The sequence below is a fragment of the Emcibacter sp. SYSU 3D8 genome (assembly GCF_039655875.1).
GTDB lineage: Bacteria > Pseudomonadota > Alphaproteobacteria > SMXS01 > SMXS01 > RI-34.
Map to the genome: position 1 here is coordinate 44,841 of NZ_JBBYXK010000007.1, position 19,718 is coordinate 64,558.

Sequence of the window (19,718 nt, forward strand, 5' to 3'; positions counted from 1 at the left end):
TCATCCTCCGAAACTGTCCAGTGCCTGATGGTCGTCGATCGCCGCGCAGATGCGCTCAATCATGGCGAGCGACATGTGCTCGGGCTGCATGTCGGGCAGCATGGGCGGCGGACACAGGGTGGGAGTCCACATCAATAGCGCCGTGAAGGTCTGCTGGCGGTAGGCGCGCATCGCATCCTCGCGGCCGATGTCGATGCCGAAGCCCTCGAGCACCCGCCGCAGATAGCGGCCGAGCAGCTCATGCTCCCAGGCCCGCCGGTTCTCGACCGACAGCGCCGCCGTCAGCATATAGGCCACGTCCCGCGCCCACAGGCCCCGGCACACCCGCGCCCAGTCGCTCAGCCCCATGCGGCCATCGCCGGTCACGTACCAGTTGCCCAAATGCACGTCCGAATGGATCACGGTGCGCGGCTGATCCGCATGGGCGGCCGCCGCCCGCATCGCCGCGGGCCAGATCTCGCCGCGCCGCGCCATCAGCCGCGCCGGGATGACCGGCGCGGCCTTGGTCAGCGCCTGCTCATGCCCATCCTGGATGCCGCTGCGCCGCCCTGCCTCGAAAAATGCCTCATAGGTGTTGAGCCACGCCAGCGCATCCGTCGCCGCCGCCTGCCGCAGCGACCCGTGCAGCGCGGCAAGGCTGTCGATCATGCCCTCGGCCTGCGCCCGGCCGATGACTGTATCGGCCTGGCAGAAGCTGGCGTCCCGCGTGACCGTGAGATCGTCGAACAGATGCAGCGACCGGCCTGAATCCGCATCGCGCCCGGAATAGCGGCAGACCGGCGCCTCGATGTCGAGCGCCGGCCGGACCTCCATGAGAAACCGCCCTTCCGACGGCGCGGCCATGCCCGCCGAAAGCCGTGTCGCCAGGGTCGGCGTCGACTTGGCGAACAGCCGCGTCGGCAGCAATGCCGCGATGCCCGCTTCGTTCCAGTCCACCCGGATGCCGCGCCGGACGCTGGAGCCGTCGTCGCCGCCGACGATCCGTACCTGCTCGGCCCGGGCGCCGGGCGCCGCGTCCGCGAACATCGCGGTCACCCAGGGCGCGGTGATCGCCTCGGCATGAAACGGCACCGAGCCCGGCGCCGCCTCGGGCCGCACCATCAGATCCCACAGCGCATGCGCCGCGATCCGCGCCCGCGTGCGAAGCTGCCTCGCCGAAGCCTGTGGCTCCATTCCGCCGCACCCCGTTTCGTTGGCTCAAGCCTACCAACGTCTCGGGAAGGGCGCACCTAGAGTCCGCCAACGGCCCTGATTGTGGTAAAAGGCAAGAATGACGGCGTTCACGGAACTCTAATTCGCGGCATTGGCCTCCATTTTCTCGGAGACGCCGGAACTCATGTTGCCGCTTAAACAGCAACTGGCTGTCGCCTCCGTCATCGAACGCGAGAACAGCGGTTGCGGCTTTTTCACTACTATGGTCGTTTCGCCAGATGCTCGCCCAGTAAGCGGCCCGAGGGTGCTGGGAAATGAGACACACGCCCGCGTTATCGGTCTGGAACATGGCCTAGGCTGTGTGCTCTTCCTGGAAGACGGAAGGCTGCACATGCTCGAAGGCTTCGCGTTCGAAACCACTGGCTCCATAGACCTCGCCACCGTCAGTTTCGAGGTCTACAGGGAATCGGTCCAGCACGCCGATTAGATGTCTTTTATTCACCCCGAACGGTCAGACTGCATCCGACCCAGGCTGTGTGAGAACGCGTTTTCACACAGCCTGGGTCCATTGCGGTCCTTTACAGAATTGCGCATCATCCACCAAAGGCAGGGGAGGTTCATTGAGCACTTCGGGTCGAATAGGAACATGCGCCTGCGGACAGCTCCATGCGCACTGCGAAGGAGAGCCGATCAAGATTTCTTTGTGTCATTGCGTGGAGTGTCAGAAGCGGACAGGCAGTACCTATGGGATCGCTGCATTCTTCTCGGTCGAGAATGTAGACTTAGTGGGCAAGGCACAGTGCTACACACGCTCATCCGACACTGGCTTCGACGTTTCCTTCTATTTCTGCCCTGCTTGCGGCTCGACAGTCTACTGGAAGCCCAGCCGAATGCCTGCTCTAGTTGCTGTAGCAGTTGGCGCGTTCGCCGACCCAACATTCCCAGAGCCCGATCAATCCGTTTACAGCGAGTACCGACATCACTGGGTTCTGACCTGCTAACATACTGACCAGTCGTTCCTCTTTCCGCCCTGACCTGTCAGACAGCTTGCAACCTGTTGCATACATCGCGATGCGCAAATTGCAGTCAGCGCTGGCTATCTCGGCAGCCGATAGACGACGACGTCCCTGTTGCAGGTCGGATCAATGCTGCGTTGATCGAACTCGAGACCAATCTTTTGCATGATCCGCGTGGATGCAACGTTGCCGACCTGACAAATGCTGACAATGTCTTCAACAGCAGCACAGCGAATGCCGAACGCGAGAGCTTCGGCCGCGGCCTCGGTTGCGTATCCCTTGCCCCAATGCGCCTTCCCCAGGCGCCAGCCGATTTCAACGGACGGAAGCAACTCTGGCATGAAGCCTGGACGAGCAAGGCCCGCAAAACCGATGAACTCGTTTGTCTCACGGCGTTCAGCGGCAAAGAGCCCATAGCCATTTTCGTCCCATGCCTTCTCGAAACAAGTGATCAGGCCGGACGCCTGTTCAGGAGTCAGCGTTGCCCCGCTGCCGATAAATTCCATGACGTCGGGGTCGGCACAGAAGGCGGCGAACGGCGCATGGTCTTCGCGCCGCCAGCGGCGAAGAATGAGCCGGTCAGTTTCGAGTTTTTGCTGTTTCATGGCCGACGCCCGGCAAATAGCTTGGCACGTTACGAAACATCAAAACAAAAACCCCCGCTTTTTCAAGCGGGGGTTGGTGTTCAGCGGCTGAGGCCTGACCCTAGTTGCGGGCCTTGTCGACCAGCTTGTTCTTGGCGATCCAGGGCATCATGCCGCGCAGCTTCTCGCCGACTTCCTCGATCTGGTGCTTGGCCTGGTTGCCACGCATGGCCTTGAACATGGGATAGCCGGCCTTGTTCTCGAGCACGAAATCGCGCACGAACCTGCCGTCCTGGATGTCCTTCAGGATGCGCTTCATCTCGGCCTTGGTGTCTTCGTTGATGACCCGCGGACCCGAGACGTAATCGCCATATTCGGCCGTGTTCGAGATCGAGTAGCGCATGTTGGCGATGCCGCCCTCATACATCAGGTCGACGATCAGCTTCACTTCGTGCAGGCACTCGAAATAGGCCATCTCCGGCGCATAGCCCGCCTCGGTCAGCGTCTCGAAGCCGGCCATGATCAGCTGCGACAGGCCGCCGCACAGCACGGCCTGCTCGCCGAACAGGTCGGTTTCGCATTCCTCGCGGAAATTGGTCTCGATCACGCCGGCGCGGCCGCCGCCGATGGCGCTGGCATAGGACAGCGCGATGTCGAGCGCGTTGCCCGACGGGTTCTGGTGGACAGCCACGAGGCAGGGCACGCCGCCGCCGCGCAGATATTCGGAGCGCACCGTGTGGCCCGGGCCCTTCGGCGCGACCATCATCACGTCGATGTCTTCGCGCGGCTCGATCAGCCGGAAATGGATGTTGAGGCCGTGCGCGAACATCAGCGCGGCGCCCGGCTTCATGTTGGCGGCCAGGTCGTCGGCATAGAGCGCGGCCTGGTTCTCGTCAGGCGTCAGCACCATGATGACGTCGGCCCATTTGGCGGCGTCCGACGGGCTCATGACTTTCAGGTTTTCGTTCTCGGCCTTCTTGGCGGTCGCCGAGCCGGGACGCAGCGCCACGGCAACGTCCTTCACGCCGCTGTCGCGCAGGTTGAGCGCGTGGGCATGACCCTGGCTGCCATAACCGACAATGACGACCTTCTTGGTCTTGATGAGATTTACATCCGCGTCGCGGTCGTAATACACCCGCATGGTGGCTTCCCCTGTGGACTGGTACGTTGAATTGATCAGGTGCGCACTGCCTTAACGACGTCGCGGCGCTTGCGCAAGTTTTAGTGCGTTACATGCCGCCGGCGCCGCGCTTGATGGCGACCACGCCGGTGCGCGACACGTCCACCAGGCCAAGCGGCTTCATCAGGTCGACGAACGCGTCGATCTTCTCGGAACTGCCGGTGATTTCGAAGGTAAAGGAATCCGTCGTGGTATCGAGCACGCGCGCCCGGAATGCATCGGCCAGGCGCAGGCTCTCGACACGCGGATCGCCGGTGGCGGCAACCTTGACCAGCGCCATCTCGCGCTCGACCGCCGGGCCTTCCACCGTCAGGTCCGACACCTTGTGCACCGGCACCAGCCGCTCGAGCAGGGCCTTGATCTGCTCGATCACGGCAGGCGTGCCCCGCGTGACCACGGTGATGCGCGACAGGCCCTCGCTGTGGTTCACCTCGGCCACGGTCAGGCTCTCGATGTTGTAGCCACGGCCCGAGAACAGGCCGATGACCCTGGCGAGAACACCGGCTTCGTTGTCGACGAGCACGGCCATGGTGTGCCGCTCTATTGGTTGCTGGGGACGCATGATGCCCTCTTCTCGATGGAGGCTTGAAACTAGACGAGCGCCAGGTCGTCGGCGCGCTCGATACCCGCATCCCTGGAGTTGAGCAGGATCTCGTTATGCGCGGCGCCCGACGGCACCATGGGGAAGCAATTCTCCAGCTTCGCCACCTGGCAATCGACGATGACCGGCTTGCGGATCGACATCATCTCCTCGATGACGCCGTCCACGTCTTCCGGCTTGGTGGCGCGCAGACCGACCCCGTGCATGGCCTCGGCCAGCTTCACGAAGTCGGGTAGCGAATCCGAATAGGAGTGGGAATAGCGGCCCTCAAAACTGATCTGCTGCCACTGGCGCACCATGCCCATATATTCGTTGTTCAGGATGAACACCTTGATCGGGGCGTCGTGCTGCACGGCCGTGCTGAACTCCTGGATGTTCATCATGGTCGAAGCCTCGCCCGCCACATCGATGACCAGCGCGTCCGGATGGGCGATCTGCACGCCCACGGCTGCCGGCAGGCCATAGCCCATCGTGCCCAGGCCGCCGGACGTCATCCAGTGATTCGGCTCGTCGAATCCGAGGAACTGGGCCGCCCACATCTGGTGCTGGCCCACCTCGGTCGTGATGTAGGGCTTCTTGTCCTTGGTCAAGGCGTGCAGCCGCTGCAACGCATATTGCGGCATGATCACGTCCTTGTTCGGCTCGTATTTCAGGCAATCCTTGGCGCGCCACGTGTCGATCTGCGCCCACCAGTCGGCCAGCGCGCCCTTGTCCGGACGATGCACGCCGGCCTTCCAGACCTTGATCATGTCCTCGAGGACGTGGCCCGCGTCGCCGACGATGGCGACATCCACATGGACGTTCTTGTTGATGCTCGACCGGTCGATGTCGACGTGGATTTTCTTCGAATCCGGCGAGAACGCATTGAGCCGGCCGGTAATCCGGTCGTCGAAGCGGGCGCCGATGTTGATCATGACGTCGCAATCATGCATTGCCAGATTGGCTTCGTAGGTGCCGTGCATGCCCAGCATGCCCAGCCACTGCCGGTCGGTCGCCGGGTAAGAGCCCAGGCCCATCAGCGTGCTGGTGATTGGAAAGCCGGTCATGCGCACGAATTCGCGCAGCAGCTGCGAGGCGCCGGGCCCCGAATTGATGATGCCGCCGCCGGTATAGAACACCGGCCGCTTTGCCGAGGCGATCAGTTCGACCGCTTCCTTGATGATATTGAGATCGCCCTTCACCTGCGGCTGATAGGTCCGGTGCTTTGTGTTCGGCGAGCCGGTATAGGGCCCGGTCTCCACCTGGATATCCTTGGGCATGTCGATGACGACCGGGCCGGGACGGCCATTGGTCGCGACATAAAAGGCCTCGTGCATGACCGGGCCGACGTCCGCCACGTTCTTGACCAGATAATTGTGCTTGGTCGCCGGACGGGTGATGCCAACCGTGTCCGCTTCCTGGAATGCGTCCGAGCCGATCAGGTGGGTAGGCACCTGGCCGGTGATGCAGACGATCGGGATCGAATCCATCAGCGCGTCGACCAGGCCGGTAACGGCATTGGTCGCGCCCGGCCCCGAGGTGACGAGCACCACGCCGGGCTTGCCTGTCGAACGGGCATAGCCTTCGGCCGCGTGCACCGCGCCGCCTTCCTGGCGCACCAGGATGTGGCGGATATGATTCTGCTTGAACAGGGCGTCGTAGATCGGCAGCACCGCGCCGCCCGGATACCCGAAGATGGTATCGACGCCCTGTTCCTTCAGCGCCCGCAAGATCATCTCGGCGCCCGTCATCATGTTGCCCTGTGCTTCCGCCGGCATACCCTGTCCTCACTCCTGCGCCCGCCCGTTTGGCGGGTGGCGATACAACCGCGGCCCAATAGCACCCCATGCCAGGCCGCGCAACGCATTCCCCGCCCCGGTCAGGAGCGAGAGGCGCGCACCCTACTGATGGTTTATTTCTCCGTCAACCCATCTCGTGAAATTTTTGAAAAGATCAGATCGACAATTCTTTCCGTTTGTTTCTCTTCAAGAATGGTCCAGTCGGCGCACTGGTTGCGGAACCAGGTCATCTGCCGCTTGGCATATTGCCGCGTCGCTGTCTTGGCGAGCTTCACCGCCTCGCCCATGGCCATCTCCCCGGCAAGCGCCGCGCGCAGCTGCGGAATGCCCAGCGCCTTCAGCGCGGTCAGGTCCGGGTCAGCGGGTGGCAATGCCGCCACCTCGTCCAGCACGCCGGCCGTCATCATCAGGTCGAACCGCCGGTCGCAGCGCTCGTAGAGCCAGTCGCGCGGCGGGAGCAGTGCGAACTTGCCCACCCTTCCCCGCCGGTCCAGCGCCGCCAGCGGGCCCTCCACGACGGCTTCATGCCAATGCGCGAGCGAGCGCCCCGTCGACCGGACCACCTCGAGCGCCCGCGCAATCCGCTGACCGTCGCCGGGCTGCAGTCTTTCGGCCATGACCGGGTCTTCAACCGCCAGCAGCGCATGGCCGGCCGCGGCGCCCGAGGCAAGCACAAGGTCGCGCACCTGCCTGCGCACATCCCCGTCGACGGGCGGCACCGCTGAAAGACCGCCCAGCAGGGCCCGGAAATAGAGACCCGTGCCGCCGGTAACGATGGCAGTCCCGCCCCGGTCCAGGATGCCGCCGATGGCCTTCCCCGCCAGTTCCGCCCACCGCGCCACCGAGAACGGGTCGCGCACGCTCGCGATGCCGTACAGATGATGTGGTACCCGCGCCCTCTCAGCCGCGTCGGGCGCCGCGCTGAGCACAGGCAACTCGCGGTAGATTTGCATGCTGTCGGCGTTGACGATTTCGCCGCCCACGCGCCCGGCGAGAACCAGCGAGACCGCCGATTTGCCACTTGCGGTGGGCCCGGCAATAAGAATAACTTGAGGCCGCGTCTCGGGTGTCATCACACCATACTTCGGTAAATTCGTAACGGGGACAAGCCACTGAAGACGAGAGCAGGGAATCGCTCGGTGGCGCGCGCCGTCTTTAAGAGGAGAGGACATCGCAATGTCTAAGACCATGACTTTTCAGGCCACTCAAGGCATCGCCCGGCTGACCCCGGTTCACCTGGAGCTGGTTTCAGCGGCCCTGCTGCGCGCCGGCGCGTCAGGCCTGAAGCCCCGCTGGATCACCAAGAACGTACAGGCCGAGCTGCGCTATGACGGCATCGAGGGCGACAAGGCCATCGAAGTGGCGAACGGCGCGGTCAAGGGCTCCGGCCTCGTGATCGAGAACAAGCCGGAGGCCTAGTGTCCGTTCGCCTGCTGGTCGCGGACATGGATTCCACGATCATCGAAAACGAATGCATCGACGAACTGGCTGACGCCGTCGGCATCAAGGATCAGGTCGCCGCCATCACCGAAAGGGCGATGCGCGGCGAACTCGATTTTGAGGCCGCGCTCCGCGAGCGCGTCGGCATGCTCAAAGGGTTGCCGGAAGGCGCGCTGCAGGAGGTCTATGACAGCCGCATCCGGCTGACAAAGGGCGCCCGCGAGATGACCGATGCATTGCACGCCAAAGGCGTGACCTGTGTGCTGGTCTCTGGCGGCTTTACCTTCTTCACCAGCCGCATCGCCATGGCCGCCGGTTTCGACGCCGACCACGCCAACACGCTCGACGTGGAGCACGGCGTGCTGAGCGGGACCGTGACCGAGCCGATCCTGGGGGCCGACGCCAAGCTGGCGACCATGAAACGCTACGCCGCCGATCTGGGCATCGGTCTCGATCAGGTCATCGCCATCGGCGACGGCGCCAACGACCTGCCCATGATCCAGGCCGCCGGCTACGGCATCGGCTTTTGCGCCAAGCCCAAGGTGGCCGAGGCGGCGCAATACCGTATCGATGAGCGCGACCTGACCCGGGTGCTGGACATCGTCGGCCTGCGCTAGCCGCCACGCACCTGTCTTTGGTGTTCAGTCCGAGACAGCGGTAGCGGACACCGCGACGATCTCGTCCACCTGCCACTCGGCCGACGGTTTACGAGCGCGGCATTTGCCGCCATTCTCAAACCGTACGACGGAAAGCCTTCATGTCCACCATCCACCAGATGCGAATCGAATTCGACGCCCCGGAAGACCGGTTGCTGATGTCCATCATCTCGAAGGACGGCAAGGAATTCCGCATGTGGTTCACCCGCCGCTTCATCCTGCTGCTGTGGCCGAACCTGCTGAAGCTGGCCGAATCGACGCCAGAGGCGGCCGCCCAGGCGTCCGAGGCCGCGCGCAGGAGCATCGTGCGTTTCCAGCACGAGAAGGCACTCGCCGCCAGCAAGTTCACCACGACCTACGACAAGGACAAGGTGGTCAGCCAGCACTTCGGCGAGGAACCTGTGCTGATTACCCAGGGCGGCATCAGGCGCATCGACAACCCCAAGGGCCCGAACCAGGTGGCCTTCATGACCAAGGACGGCAAGCCGGTGACCATGGCGATGGACGACGTGCTGCTCCACTCCATGGCGAGGCTGATCCGCAACGCGGTGAAAAAGGCAGGCTGGAATCTGGATCTGGGTGTCCTCGCCGGCGAAACGCCCGCCGCGGCAGACGCCCAGCCAACGCCCCGGGTGCTGAACTAGCACCCGGCTCTCCCTGGAATCATCACTCGATCAGCCACGCCGTAGCAATCCGGCGGGGCTTCGCTGCGTTCATGGTCACACACGGATCGGATGCCGCGCGGCATCCATCTCACGAAAGGTGTGGCGCGGTTGGCGGTATGACCAAGACCGTCGGGAAGAACGGTTACGCTGATGACGAGCAGGAACGCCGAGCTTGGACCCATAGCGAAATTATTGCGGCGCACCATTTCATGATTGCGGCGCAATGAAACTCTGCCATACTCGCAGTCACTTGGCTCGCCGATGAGCTAATCCCGACACAAGCGCGATGAAGCGCCCCGGCAACGCTGCCGAAATCCACCGTGTGTGGATCGAGGCGGCTATTTCCGTGCGCCCAATCCGACGTGGCGCACCCGCACAAAAACTCAAAAGGGTGGAGCATGATCAATCAGTACGGCTATGGGCGACAGATCGCGGCAACCTCGCTGGCCCTCATTGCATCGGGTGTTATGTCTTCGGCACACGCGGGCGACTTCAGCACCGCTCTCGCGCAGACCCGGCCAATCCTGGATATCAGGGTTCGTTACGAAAACGTCGATCAGGCGAACTTCCTCAACGACGCCGATGCACTGTCCCTGCGGGTGCGCGCCGGACTGGAGACTGGCAAGGTCTGGAACACGTCGTTCCTGGCGGAGTTCGACTGGATCGAGAGCATCGCCGGCGACTACAACAGCACCACCAACGGCAAGACCGGCTTTCCCGTGGTCGCCGACCCGCAGGACGTGGAACTGAACCGGCTGCAACTGACCAACACCAGCCTGCCGCAGACGACCATCACGCTGGGCCGCCAGCGCATCAACCTGGACGACCAGCGCTTCGTCGGCAATGTGGGCTGGCGCCAGAATGAGCAAACCTTCGACGCTGTGCGGGTGGTCAACAAGTCGCTGCCGAAACTGACTGTCGACCTGACCTATTTCATTCAGGCCAACAGGATCTTTGGCCCGGATTCGGCGCAAGGCCGGTGGAACGGCGACAATTTCCTGGCCAATGCAGGCTACAATCTGGGCTTCGGCACGCTGTCGGTGTTCGGGTACTGGCTGGACTTCAGGGAATCGCCCGGCAACGCGTCGAAGACTTTCGGCGCGCGGTTCGCCGGAAAGAAAGTTTTCTCCGGAGTCACATTCAATTACGCGGCCTCGGTCGCGAGCCAGAGCGACTGGAAAAATAACCCGGTCGACTACAGCGTCATGTACTACCTCGCCGAAGGCAGCGCGACCTGGAAGGGCGTCATGGCCGGCGGCGGCTGGGAATCGCTGGGCGGCGACGGCACGAAGGGATTTTCGACGCCGCTCGCCACCCTGCACAAGTTCCAGGGCTGGGCCGACCTGTTCCTGAACACGCCGGCGGGCGGTATCGCCGACACCTATGCCAAGGCCGGTTACACCATCAAGAATGTGGGTCCTTTCAGCAGCATCAGCCTGCTGAGCTTCTACCACTGGTTCGATTCCGAGAACGGCGGCGCCGACCTGGGCCAGGAGTTCGACATCTCGCTGACAGCCGCCTACGAGAAATTCGAGTTTACGGTGAAGTACGCGGATTATGACGCCGACACTTTCGGCGTGAACACGCAAAAGATCTGGTTCCAGATCGATTACAAGCTGTAGCGGCGCACGGGAGTAAGGCTTGCGCGATACACCGGCCCCCTTTACTATTGCTGCGGTGCAACATAAAATGTCCAGCATGGCGCTTCGGTGAGCGATACCAAACTCAACATCGTCGTAATCGATGAAAACCCGGTACGCGCCGCCATCCTCGAGGACGGCCTGCGCGATGCGGGCTACACCCGGGTGACGCTGATCGGCGAGATGACAAACCTGCTGCGCCGGCTGACCGAGATCGAGCCGGAGGTCATCCTGATTGATCTGGAGAACCCCAGCCGCGACGTGCTGGAGCAGATGTTCCAGGTATCGCGGATCGTACGCCGGCCCGTCGCCATGTTCGTCGACCAGTCGGACAGCGCCATGATCCAGGCCGCCGTCGACGCGGGCGTCAGCGCCTACATCGTCGGCGGACTTCAGAAAGACCGGGTCAGGCCGATCCTGGACATGACGATCAGCCGGTTCCACGCATTTTCGCGGCTTCGGGATGAACTGGAGGAAGCCCGCAGCAAGCTGGCCGACCGCAAGGTGATCGAGCGCGCCAAGGGCATCCTGATGAAGCAGCGCGGCATGGCCGAGGAAGACGCCTACAAGCTGCTGCGCGAAACCGCCATGGCGCAAAAGAAGAAGCTGTCCGACATTGCCGAGGGCGTGGTGATGGCGGCCAAGCTGCTGGGCAGTTAGGGGCCGACATGAAGGAAACCGACAACAGCATCTGGGACGCGGTTGCACCGATGGAACAGGCCGAGCCCGAGCGGCAGCTTCGCACGGTGCGGATCGGCTTCATCCCGCTGGTGGACTGCGCCACGCTGGTCGTGGCAGCAGAAAAGGGCTTCGACCGGCGCGAGGGGCTTGCCTTGCAGCTGGTGAAGGAAACCTCCTGGGCGAATATCCGCGACCGGGTGAATCTGGGCCACTTCGACTGCGCCCACATGCTGGCCGGCATGCCGATCGCCAGCAGCATGGGCATCGGCCACATCAAGGTACCGACGATCGCGCCGTTCCTGCTGGGCCTGAATGGCAACGCGGTGACCGTATCGCTGCCGCTGTACCAACAGATTCGCGGCACCGGCGTGCAAGGCGATGACCCGGCCAGCCTGGGCCGGGCGTTGCGGCAGGTGGTGGACGAACGTCGGCGTGCCGGTCTCGAACCGTTGACCTTCGCCATGGTATTCCCGTTCTCGTGCCACAATTACGAACTGCGCTACTGGATGGCCGCCGCCGGGATCGATCCGGACCGTGACATCAGACTGGTGGTGATCCCCCCGCCGCTGATGGTGGACAGCCTTGAGGCGGGTCACATCGACGGCTTCTGTGTCGGAGAACCCTGGAACAGCCTGGCGGTCGATGCGGGCATCGGCCGGCTCCTGCTGACCAAGGCGGCGCTGTGGAACATGGGTGTCGAGAAGGTGCTGGGCGTCCGGGCCGACTGGGCGGACGATAACCGGCCGGTGCTGGAGTCCCTGATCCGCGCGCTGTACCGCGCCGCGCAATGGGCGGACGACCCGGCCAACCGCGACGAGTTGGCGGACATGCTGGCCCAGCCAGCCTATCTGGGCGTGTCCAGCAAAATCATACGGCGCTCGCTGTCGGGCGATATTCTCGTGCAGGCTGGCCAACCGCCAGTACATGTAGACGACTTCATCGTGTTCAACCGGCAAGCCGCCAACTTCCCCTGGGTCTCCCAAGCCGTGTGGATCTACACCCAGATGGTCCGCTGGGGACAGGCCGAGGCGTCGTCCGAGTCCGAGACCGCCGCACGCCGCTGCTTCCGGCCGGACATCTACCGGACGGCGCTGCGAAATTCGGACCTGGCGGTGTCGCTCCCCAGCATGAACGCGAAGCTGGAAGGCGCGCTAGCTGGTGAAATTCCCGTGGGTTCGGTCGACGGCAAGCTGACGCTGGGGCCGGACCGCTTCTTCGACGGCGGCGTGTTCGATCCCGACGACCCCGAAGGCTACCTGCACCGATTTGCGATTCGGACATGACCTGCATGCGCCGAGGTCGAAAGTCGCATATTGCGCCGCACGCGAATTTTGATTAAACCATAGGCATGAACTCGGACGAGTCTAAAAAGTAGGCATCCGCCGCCCCTAGTTGGGCTGCTGCTCCGGATGAAAAGCCGGAGAACCGTAAGCCCGTCAGTTGGCACGCGGCTTGCTTACTAAGAACTGGGGCAGCCAAAGACGGCCGCCTGAAGTTCATCGCACCATTCGCCCAATGGCGGGCAATCACCACAGCAACGTCGCTGACCAGTCTCTCGATAAGGGGACTCGTGGTCTGCGGCGTTTTTTTTCTGTCCTGGTCGCCCGGAATCGATCCGGCGCAACGAGAAGCGAATGAAGGAGTGAAAGGGTACATGATCCACGTTTACGGAATCTCTTCGGTCACCACGCTCGCCCGCACCGCGGTCGTGGCCCTTGCGCTTGTCGCCGCGCCGGCCGCTTTCGCCAAGCCGCTGCCGCTGGAAAAGGACGAGCTGACCATCGGCTTCATCAAGTTGACCGACATGGCGCCTCTCGCGGTTGCTTATGAGCTGGGCTATTTCGAGGACGAAGGGCTCTACGTGACGCTGGAGCCGCAGGCGAACTGGAAGGTGCTGCTCGACCGGGTGCTGACCGGCGAACTGGACGGTGCCCACATGCTGGCCGGCCAGCCCATCGGCGCCTCGATCGGCTATGGCACCAAGGGCGACGTGGTGACCGCCTTCTCGATGGACCTGAACGGCAACGGCATCACCGTGTCGAACGATGTCTGGCAGGCGATGAAGAAAAACGTGCCCATCGGCAAGGACGGCCGGCCCGTTCACCCAATCAAGGCCGACGCGCTGAAGCCGGTGATCAAGCAATTCCAGGCCTCCGGCAAGCAGTTCAAGATGGGCATGGTGTTCCCGGTTTCGACCCACAATTACGAACTGCGCTACTGGCTGGCGGCCGGCGGGATCAATCCCGGCTACTACGCCCCGGGCGACATCAGCGGCCAGATCGGCGCCGAAGCATATCTGTCTGTGACGCCGCCGCCGCAGATGCCGGCCACCATGGAAGCCGGCACCATCAACGGCTATTGCGTCGGCGAGCCGTGGAACCAGCAGGCAGTGTTCAAGGGCATCGGCGTGCCGGTGGTGACCGATTACGAGATATGGAAGAACAACCCGGAGAAAGTGTTCGGAGTCACCAAGGCATGGGCCGATGCGAACCCGAACACCCATCTGGCCGTGGTCAAGGCCCTGATCCGCGCCGCCATCTGGCTGGATGCCAACGATAACGCCAATCGCAGGAAGGCGGTCGAAATTCTGGCTCGCTCCGGCTATGTGGGCGCCGATGCCGCGGTGATCGCCAATTCAATGACCGGCACCTTCGAATACGAGAAGGGCGACAAGCGGCCCATGCCGGAATTCAACACCTTCTTCCGGCACTTCGCGACCTATCCCTACTACTCGGATGCCATCTGGTACCTGACCCAGATGCGCCGCTGGGGCCAGATATCCCAGGCCAGGCCCGACGCCTGGTACGCCGAAACGGCGAAGAAGATCTATCGTCCGGATATCTACCTGAAAGCCGCCAAACTGCTGGTCGACGAAGGCAAGGCGGACAGGGCGGGCTTCCCCTGGGATACCGACGGCTTCAAGAAGCCGCAGACCGAATTCATCGACGGTGTCGTCTATGACGGCCGCAAGCCCAATGAATATCTGGAGAAGTTCGCCATCGGCCTGAAACGGACCGACAAGGTCGTGAACGGCAAGGTCGTATCCCAGTGAGCACCGCCACCGAAGCAACGGAGAACGTGATGTCCACGATGGCACCTGCCCAGACTGCCGACGAGCCTACCGCCGGCGCCGGAAATCGCGAGCGGCTGTTCGCCGCGATCAACCGTGCCGACGCCTATCTCCAGGTGCTGGGCCTGGGTTGGCTGACGCCGCTCTTCAGGATGGCGGCGGGCGACTCGCCCCGGCATCAGGGCAAGGCGCTATGGCAATTGCTGGGTGTGCCGCTGGTGGCGATCCTGCTGTTCCTGGCGGCCTGGGGCGCGCTGGCGCCCAAGGTCCAGACCAGTCTGGGCGCCGTCCCCGGCCCCGCGCAGGTCTGGGATCAGGTCGGTACGCTGTGGCAGGCGCACAAGGACGAGCGCGCCAAGGCCGAGGCATTCTTCGAGCGGCAGGAGGTCCGTAACGCGGCGCGTCTCGCCGACGATCCGACCGCCGATGTGAGGCTCCGGCCCTACACGGGCAAGCCCACCTATCTGGACCAGATATGGACCAGCCTGCAGACCGTGTTCATGGGGTTCATGGTCGCGACACTGATCGCCGTGCCGCTGGGCATCGCCTCGGGCCTGTCAAAGACGGTGAGCGCCGCGCTCAACCCGATCGTGCAGATATTCAAGCCGGTGTCGCCACTGGCCTGGCTGCCGATCGTCACCATGATCGTGAGTGCGGTCTATGTGAGCGACAGCCCGATGTTCTCCAAGTCGTTCATCAACTCGGCGATCACCGTCACCCTGTGCTCGCTGTGGCCGACACTGATCAATACGGCGGTGGGCGTTGCGTCCATCGACAAGGATCTGATCAATGTGGGCCGGGTACTCCAGCTTTCCTGGACGAAGACCGTGTTCAAGCTGGTCTTGCCGTCGTCCCTGCCCTTCATCTTCACCGGCATGCGCCTGTCGCTGGGCGTCGGGTGGATGGTGCTGATCGCGGCCGAGATGCTGGCGCAGAACCCGGGCCTGGGCAAGTTCGTCTGGGACGAGTTCCAGAACGGCTCGTCGGCCTCTCTGGCCCGCATCATGGTCGCCGTGTTCACCATCGGCATCATCGGCTTCCTGCTCGACCGGGTCATGCTGGCGCTGCAGGCGGCAGTCACCTTCTCGACCAACCGCTAGGAGGCCGCCATGACGTTTCTGAAACTCGACGGCGTCTGCAAGAGCTATGGCGAGGGTGATGGCCGGACCGAAGTTCTGCGGGACATCAATCTCGACATCGGGGAAGGCGAGTTCGTTGCCATCGTCGGCTTCTCCGGCGCGGGCAAGACCACGCTGATCTCCGCCATGGCCGGACTGAGCAAGCCGGACAAGGGCAAGGTGCTGCTGAAGGGACAAGAGATTACCGCGCCGGGGCCGGACCGCGGCGTGGTGTTCCAGAGCTATTCACTGATGCCGTGGCTGACAGTGCGCGGAAACATCGCGCTTGCCGTGGATAGCGTGTTCAGGAAGGAAAGCCGCAGCGAGCGCGGCGCACGCACCCAGCATTATATCGACATGGTCGGTCTGTCGCATGCCGCCGAGCGCCGCCCGGCCGAGTTGTCGGGCGGCATGCGCCAGCGGGTAGCGGTCGCCCGCGCGCTTGCCATGAGCCCGGAGATCCTGCTGCTCGACGAGCCCCTGTCGGCACTGGACGCGCTGACCCGCGCCAAGCTGCAGGACGAGATCGAGTGCATCTGGGCGCAGGACAGGCGCACCGTCGTGCTGATCACCAACGACGTCGACGAGGCGATCCTGCTGGCCGACCGGATCATCCCGCTTAACCCGGGGCCTGGCGCCACCTTCGGGCCGGAGTTCCGGGTGGACCTGCCGCGCCCGCGCGACCGTCACGCCATGAACGACGATATCCGCTTCAAGAAGCTGCGCGCCGGGGTCACCGAATATCTCATGAAGGTGGCGAGCGAGCGCGGCACGCCCAGCAGTGACACCCTCACCCTGCCTAACGTCACCGCCATCACCCAGGCCCCGCCAGCGGCCTACCGCGAGGCGGCGGCAAGCCCGCACGAGAACCGCTATGTGGAGTTCGGTTCGGTATCGAAAGTCTATCCGACGCCGAAGGGGCCTTTGACTGTCGTCGATCGCTTCGACCTGAAGATGAAGAAGGGCGAGTTCATTTCGCTCATCGGCCATTCGGGATGCGGCAAGTCGACCGTGCTGTCCATGGTCGCCGGGCTGACCGACATCTCCATGGGCGGCATCGTTCTTGATGACAAGGAAGTGGTTGCCGCCGGCCCCGACCGGGCCGTGGTGTTCCAGGCTCCGTCCCTGTTCCCCTGGTTGACGGCCCGCGAGAATGTGGCGCTGGGCGTGGACCGGGTCTATCCGACCGCGTCCTATGCCGAGAAGGGCGACATCATCGCCTATTACCTGGCGCGCGTGGGACTGGCCGACGCCATGGACAAGCGGGCCGACGAACTGTCCAACGGCATGAAGCAGCGGGTCGGCATTGCGCGCGCCTTCGCCCTCAGCCCCAAACTGCTGCTGCTTGACGAACCCTTCGGCATGCTGGACTCGCTGACCCGCTGGGAATTGCAGGAGGTGTTGATGGAGGTCTGGGCGCGCACCCAGGTGACCGCCATATGCGTCACCCATGACGTCGACGAGGCAATCCTGCTGGCCGACCGTGTGGTGATGATGACCAACGGTCCCAATGCCCGCATCGGCAACATCATGCAGGTCGACATTCCTCGTCCACGCACCCGCACTGCCCTGTTGCAACATCCCGATTACTACACCTACCGCGAGGAGCTGCTGAACTTCCTGGAGGAGTACGAAGGCGGCGCCCGCCCCGGCAACGGACAACCGGTCAAGGAGCAGGCCGCATGAACATGATCAAGCAGAACCTGGTCGTCATCGGTAACGGCATGGCGGGCATGCGCGCGGTCGAGGAGTTGCTCAAGCACGAGTCCGGCACCCGGTACAACATCACGGTGTTCGGCGCCGAGCCGCATGTGAACTACAACCGCATCATGCTCTCGAGCGTGCTGGCCGGAGACAAGACCGTCGACGAGATCGTCATCAATTCCCGGGAATGGTATGACGCCAACGGCATCAACCTGTTTACCGGCGATGCGGTCACCGCCATCGACCGCGAGGCCAGGATGGTCACGACGGCCAGCGGGCGCGCCATGCCGTATGACAAGCTGCTGATCGCCACCGGCTCGCGCCCCCTAGCCCCACCGATCCCGGGCCTGGACCTTCCGGGGGTCTGCGCCTTCCGCGACATCGCCGACGTGGACAAGATGCTGGAGGCCGCCCGCACCCACCAGCGCGCCGTGGTCATCGGCGGCGGCCTGCTGGGCCTCGAAGCGGCGTGGGGCCTGAAGCAGCGCGGCATGTCCGTGGCGCTGGTGCACCTGATGCCGACCCTGATGGAACGCCAGCTCGACGTAGCTGCCGGCCAGCTGCTGCAGCGTGACCTGGACCGGCGCGGCATCGCCTTCTTCACCGATGGCCAGACCGAGGAGATTACAGGCGCCGAGCGCGCCGAGGGCGTGCAACTGGCCGATGGCCGCTATATCCCGGCCGATCTTGTGGTGCTCGCCATCGGTATCCGGCCGAATATCGACCTGGCCAGGGCCGCCGGACTCGAGGTCAATCGGGGCATTGTCGTCACCGACGACATGCGTACCAGCGATCCGGACATCTTCGCCGTGGGCGAGTGCGTCGAACATCGCGGTCAGGTGTTCGGTCTGGTCGCACCGATCTGGGACCAGGCCAAGGTTTGCGGCGCGCGGCTTTCCGGCGACGAAACGCCGGAATTCGCGGCGCAGGCGCTTTCCACCAGCCTGAAGATTACCGGAGTCGATGTGTTCTCGGCCGGCGCCCTGATGGCGGCGGATGAGGCCGACGACGAGATCACTCTGCGCGACGACGCCAAGGGCCTCTACAAGAAGATCGTGCTGCGCGATGGCAAGCTGGTCGGCGCGGTGCTGTATGGCGAGGTCGCCGACGGCCAATGGTACCTGCAACTGATGCGCGACCAGCAGGATGTCAGCGCCCTGCGTGAGCGTCTGGTGTTTGGTCGCGCCTTCGCCGAAGCCGGATCGGGCCAGACGGCCGGCCCCGATTTCGCCGCCATGCCCGACGATACCCAGATCTGTGGTTGCAACGGCGTCGCCAAGGGCGCGATCACCTGTGCCATCCGGGACAAGGGCCTGACCTCGCTGTCCGAGGTACGCGCCCATACCAAGGCGTCGGCTTCCTGCGGCCAATGCACGGGGCTGGTGGAAGGCCTGCTTGCGTTCACCGCCGGCGCCGATGCCAAGCCGGCCAGGAAGACCATCTGCGACTGCACCGAGGCAGGCCATGACGAGGTCCGCCAGGCCATCATCGCGCAGGGCTTCAAGACCATGGACGCGATCCGGGCCGCATTCGGCTGGAAGAAGTCCGAAGGCTGCCACAAATGCCGGCCGGCGCTGAATTATTATCTGCTCTGCGCCTGGCCGGGCGAATATGTGGACGACAGTAGATCGCGCTTCGTCAATGAACGGGTCCACGCCAACATCCAGAGGGACGGCACCTATTCGGTGGTGCCGCGCATGTGGGGCGGCCTGACGACACCGGCCGAACTGCACGCCATCGCCTCGGTGGCCGAGAAGTTCAATATTCCCACGGTGAAGGTGACCGGCGGTCAGCGCATCGACCTGCTGGGGGTGAAGAAGGACGATCTGCCCGCCGTCTGGGGCGACCTGAACAAGGCCGGCCTCGTCTCGGGCCACGCCTACGCCAAGGGCCTGCGCACAGTGAAGACCTGTGTCGGCACGGAATGGTGCCGGTTCGGCACCCAGGATTCCACCGGCCTGGGCGTGAAGCTGGAAAAGATGTGCTGGGGATCGTGGACGCCGCACAAGGTCAAGTTCGCCGTCTCCGGCTGCCCGCGGAACTGCGCCGAGGCCACCATCAAGGACATGGGCATCGTCTGCGTCGACGCGGGCTACGACATCCTGGTCGGCGGCAATGGCGGCATCGAGGTTCGGGTCACCGATCCGCTGGTGCGGGTCGCAACCGAGGACGAGGTGCTGGAATATGCCGGCGCCTTCATGCAGCTCTACCGCGAGGAAGCACACTACCTGGAGCGCACCGCACCCTGGATAACCCGGGTCGGCGTCGACTACCTCAAGGCGAAGCTGGTCGAGGATGATGTGGGCCGCCGAATGCTCTGCGAGCGGTTCCTCTATTCGCAGAGCTTCGCCCAGAACGATCCGTGGGCCGAGCGGGCGGCGGGCCTGGATGCCCATGAATTCGCCCGCCTGCCCGAACTCGTGGGAGCCTGAC

General features: G+C 63.8%; 17 protein-coding genes. 11 read left to right on the forward strand and 6 right to left on the reverse strand.

From position 1 onward, the window contains the following. Entirely contained in the window at nucleotides 1-1,173 is a 1,173-nt protein-coding gene (locus WJU21_RS18245) for an aminoglycoside phosphotransferase family protein (RefSeq protein ID WP_346324901.1), read from the reverse strand. 692 nt (nucleotides 1,174-1,865) lie between these two features. On the opposite strand from WJU21_RS18245, the gene WJU21_RS18250 reads away from it, so the two are divergent. Further along, nucleotides 1,866-2,153, forward strand: a complete 288-nt coding sequence (locus tag WJU21_RS18250) for a GFA family protein (RefSeq protein WP_346324978.1) — start codon at nucleotides 1,866-1,868, stop codon at nucleotides 2,151-2,153. Nucleotides 2,154-2,248: 95 nt separating this feature from the next. On the opposite strand, the gene WJU21_RS18255 is transcribed toward WJU21_RS18250, so the two are convergent. From WJU21_RS18255 to miaA, 5 genes are all read right to left on the reverse strand, one after another. Beyond that, entirely contained in the window at nucleotides 2,249-2,773 is a 525-nt protein-coding gene (locus WJU21_RS18255; protein ID WP_346324902.1) for a GNAT family N-acetyltransferase, read from the reverse strand. A gap of 100 nt (nucleotides 2,774-2,873) precedes the next feature. Beyond that, a complete protein-coding gene (gene ilvC, locus WJU21_RS18260) occupies nucleotides 2,874-3,893 on the reverse strand; it encodes a ketol-acid reductoisomerase (protein ID WP_346324903.1) in 1,020 nt (339 codons plus the stop codon). Nucleotides 3,894-3,981: 88 nt separating this feature from the next. After that, complete coding sequence (ilvN, locus tag WJU21_RS18265; RefSeq protein WP_346324904.1) at nucleotides 3,982-4,494, reverse strand: acetolactate synthase small subunit; 513 nt, start codon at nucleotides 4,492-4,494, stop codon at nucleotides 3,982-3,984. Nucleotides 4,495-4,523: 29 nt separating this feature from the next. After that, nucleotides 4,524-6,290, reverse strand: coding sequence for an acetolactate synthase 3 large subunit (locus tag WJU21_RS18270; protein ID WP_346324905.1), 1,767 nt, complete (start codon nucleotides 6,288-6,290; stop codon nucleotides 4,524-4,526). A 134-nt stretch (nucleotides 6,291-6,424) separates the two neighbouring features. Then, on the reverse strand, nucleotides 6,425-7,501 hold the full coding sequence (miaA, locus tag WJU21_RS18275; protein ID WP_346324906.1) for a tRNA (adenosine(37)-N6)-dimethylallyltransferase MiaA: 1,077 nt from the start codon (nucleotides 7,499-7,501) through the stop codon (nucleotides 6,425-6,427). On the opposite strand from miaA, the gene WJU21_RS18280 reads away from it, so the two are divergent. The 10 genes from WJU21_RS18280 to nirB all read left to right on the forward strand — a co-directional run bounded on the left by WJU21_RS18280 (nucleotide 7,488) and on the right by nirB (nucleotide 19,717). Continuing rightward, a complete protein-coding gene (locus tag WJU21_RS18280; protein WP_346324907.1) occupies nucleotides 7,488-7,730 on the forward strand; it encodes a hypothetical protein in 243 nt (80 codons plus the stop codon). The two genes, miaA and WJU21_RS18280, sit on opposite strands and share 14 nt — an antisense overlap. Continuing rightward, the gene (gene serB, locus WJU21_RS18285) at nucleotides 7,730-8,368 is read left to right on the forward strand and encodes a phosphoserine phosphatase SerB (RefSeq protein WP_346324908.1); all 639 of its coding nucleotides are present in this window, start codon (nucleotides 7,730-7,732) and stop codon (nucleotides 8,366-8,368) included. Before WJU21_RS18280 ends, serB begins: the two co-directional genes overlap by 1 nt. Before the next feature lie 140 nt (nucleotides 8,369-8,508). After that, nucleotides 8,509-9,051, forward strand: a complete 543-nt coding sequence (locus WJU21_RS18290; protein WP_346324909.1) for a hypothetical protein — start codon at nucleotides 8,509-8,511, stop codon at nucleotides 9,049-9,051. A gap of 419 nt (nucleotides 9,052-9,470) precedes the next feature. Next, entirely contained in the window at nucleotides 9,471-10,694 is a 1,224-nt protein-coding gene (locus WJU21_RS18295) for a hypothetical protein (RefSeq protein WP_346324910.1), read from the forward strand. 87 nt (nucleotides 10,695-10,781) lie between these two features. After that, nucleotides 10,782-11,372 (forward strand): ANTAR domain-containing protein, encoded by a 591-nt coding sequence (locus WJU21_RS18300; RefSeq protein WP_346324911.1) that lies wholly within the window; start codon nucleotides 10,782-10,784, stop codon nucleotides 11,370-11,372. A gap of 8 nt (nucleotides 11,373-11,380) precedes the next feature. Beyond that, nucleotides 11,381-12,676 carry a CmpA/NrtA family ABC transporter substrate-binding protein gene (locus tag WJU21_RS18305; RefSeq protein WP_346324912.1) on the forward strand — a complete coding sequence of 432 codons (1,296 nt, stop codon included), beginning with the start codon at nucleotides 11,381-11,383 and terminating at the stop codon, nucleotides 12,674-12,676. Between the two features lie 371 nt (nucleotides 12,677-13,047). Then, a complete protein-coding gene (locus WJU21_RS18310; RefSeq protein ID WP_346324913.1) occupies nucleotides 13,048-14,445 on the forward strand; it encodes a CmpA/NrtA family ABC transporter substrate-binding protein in 1,398 nt (465 codons plus the stop codon). 38 nt (nucleotides 14,446-14,483) lie between these two features. After that, nucleotides 14,484-15,563 (forward strand): ABC transporter permease, encoded by a 1,080-nt coding sequence (locus WJU21_RS18315; RefSeq protein ID WP_346324979.1) that lies wholly within the window; start codon nucleotides 14,484-14,486, stop codon nucleotides 15,561-15,563. 9 nt (nucleotides 15,564-15,572) lie between these two features. After that, nucleotides 15,573-17,267 (forward strand): nitrate ABC transporter ATP-binding protein, encoded by a 1,695-nt coding sequence (locus WJU21_RS18320; RefSeq protein WP_346324914.1) that lies wholly within the window; start codon nucleotides 15,573-15,575, stop codon nucleotides 17,265-17,267. Then, on the forward strand, nucleotides 17,264-19,717 hold the full coding sequence (nirB, locus tag WJU21_RS18325) for a nitrite reductase large subunit NirB (protein WP_346324915.1): 2,454 nt from the start codon (nucleotides 17,264-17,266) through the stop codon (nucleotides 19,715-19,717). The genes WJU21_RS18320 and nirB overlap by 4 nt, the downstream gene beginning before the upstream one ends. The last annotated feature ends 1 nt before the right edge of the window (nucleotide 19,718 follow it).

Coding starts and splice junctions, on each gene's coding strand:
- WJU21_RS18245 (WP_346324901.1), bottom strand. CDS start 1,173: ATGGAGCCACAGGCTTCGGCGAGGCAGCTTCGCACGCGGGCGCGGATC.
- WJU21_RS18255 (WP_346324902.1), bottom strand. CDS start 2,773: ATGAAACAGCAAAAACTCGAAACTGACCGGCTCATTCTTCGCCGCTGG.
- ilvC (WP_346324903.1), bottom strand. CDS start 3,893: ATGCGGGTGTATTACGACCGCGACGCGGATGTAAATCTCATCAAGACC.
- ilvN (WP_346324904.1), bottom strand. CDS start 4,494: ATGCGTCCCCAGCAACCAATAGAGCGGCACACCATGGCCGTGCTCGTC.
- WJU21_RS18270 (WP_346324905.1), bottom strand. CDS start 6,290: ATGCCGGCGGAAGCACAGGGCAACATGATGACGGGCGCCGAGATGATC.
- WJU21_RS18280 (WP_346324907.1), top strand. CDS start 7,488: ATGTCTAAGACCATGACTTTTCAGGCCACTCAAGGCATCGCCCGGCTG.
- miaA (WP_346324906.1), bottom strand. CDS start 7,501: ATGGTCTTAGACATTGCGATGTCCTCTCCTCTTAAAGACGGCGCGCGC.
- WJU21_RS18290 (WP_346324909.1), top strand. CDS start 8,509: ATGTCCACCATCCACCAGATGCGAATCGAATTCGACGCCCCGGAAGAC.
- WJU21_RS18295 (WP_346324910.1), top strand. CDS start 9,471: ATGATCAATCAGTACGGCTATGGGCGACAGATCGCGGCAACCTCGCTG.
- WJU21_RS18305 (WP_346324912.1), top strand. CDS start 11,381: ATGAAGGAAACCGACAACAGCATCTGGGACGCGGTTGCACCGATGGAA.
- WJU21_RS18310 (WP_346324913.1), top strand. CDS start 13,048: ATGATCCACGTTTACGGAATCTCTTCGGTCACCACGCTCGCCCGCACC.
- WJU21_RS18315 (WP_346324979.1), top strand. CDS start 14,484: ATGGCACCTGCCCAGACTGCCGACGAGCCTACCGCCGGCGCCGGAAAT.
- WJU21_RS18320 (WP_346324914.1), top strand. CDS start 15,573: ATGACGTTTCTGAAACTCGACGGCGTCTGCAAGAGCTATGGCGAGGGT.
- nirB (WP_346324915.1), top strand. CDS start 17,264: ATGAACATGATCAAGCAGAACCTGGTCGTCATCGGTAACGGCATGGCG.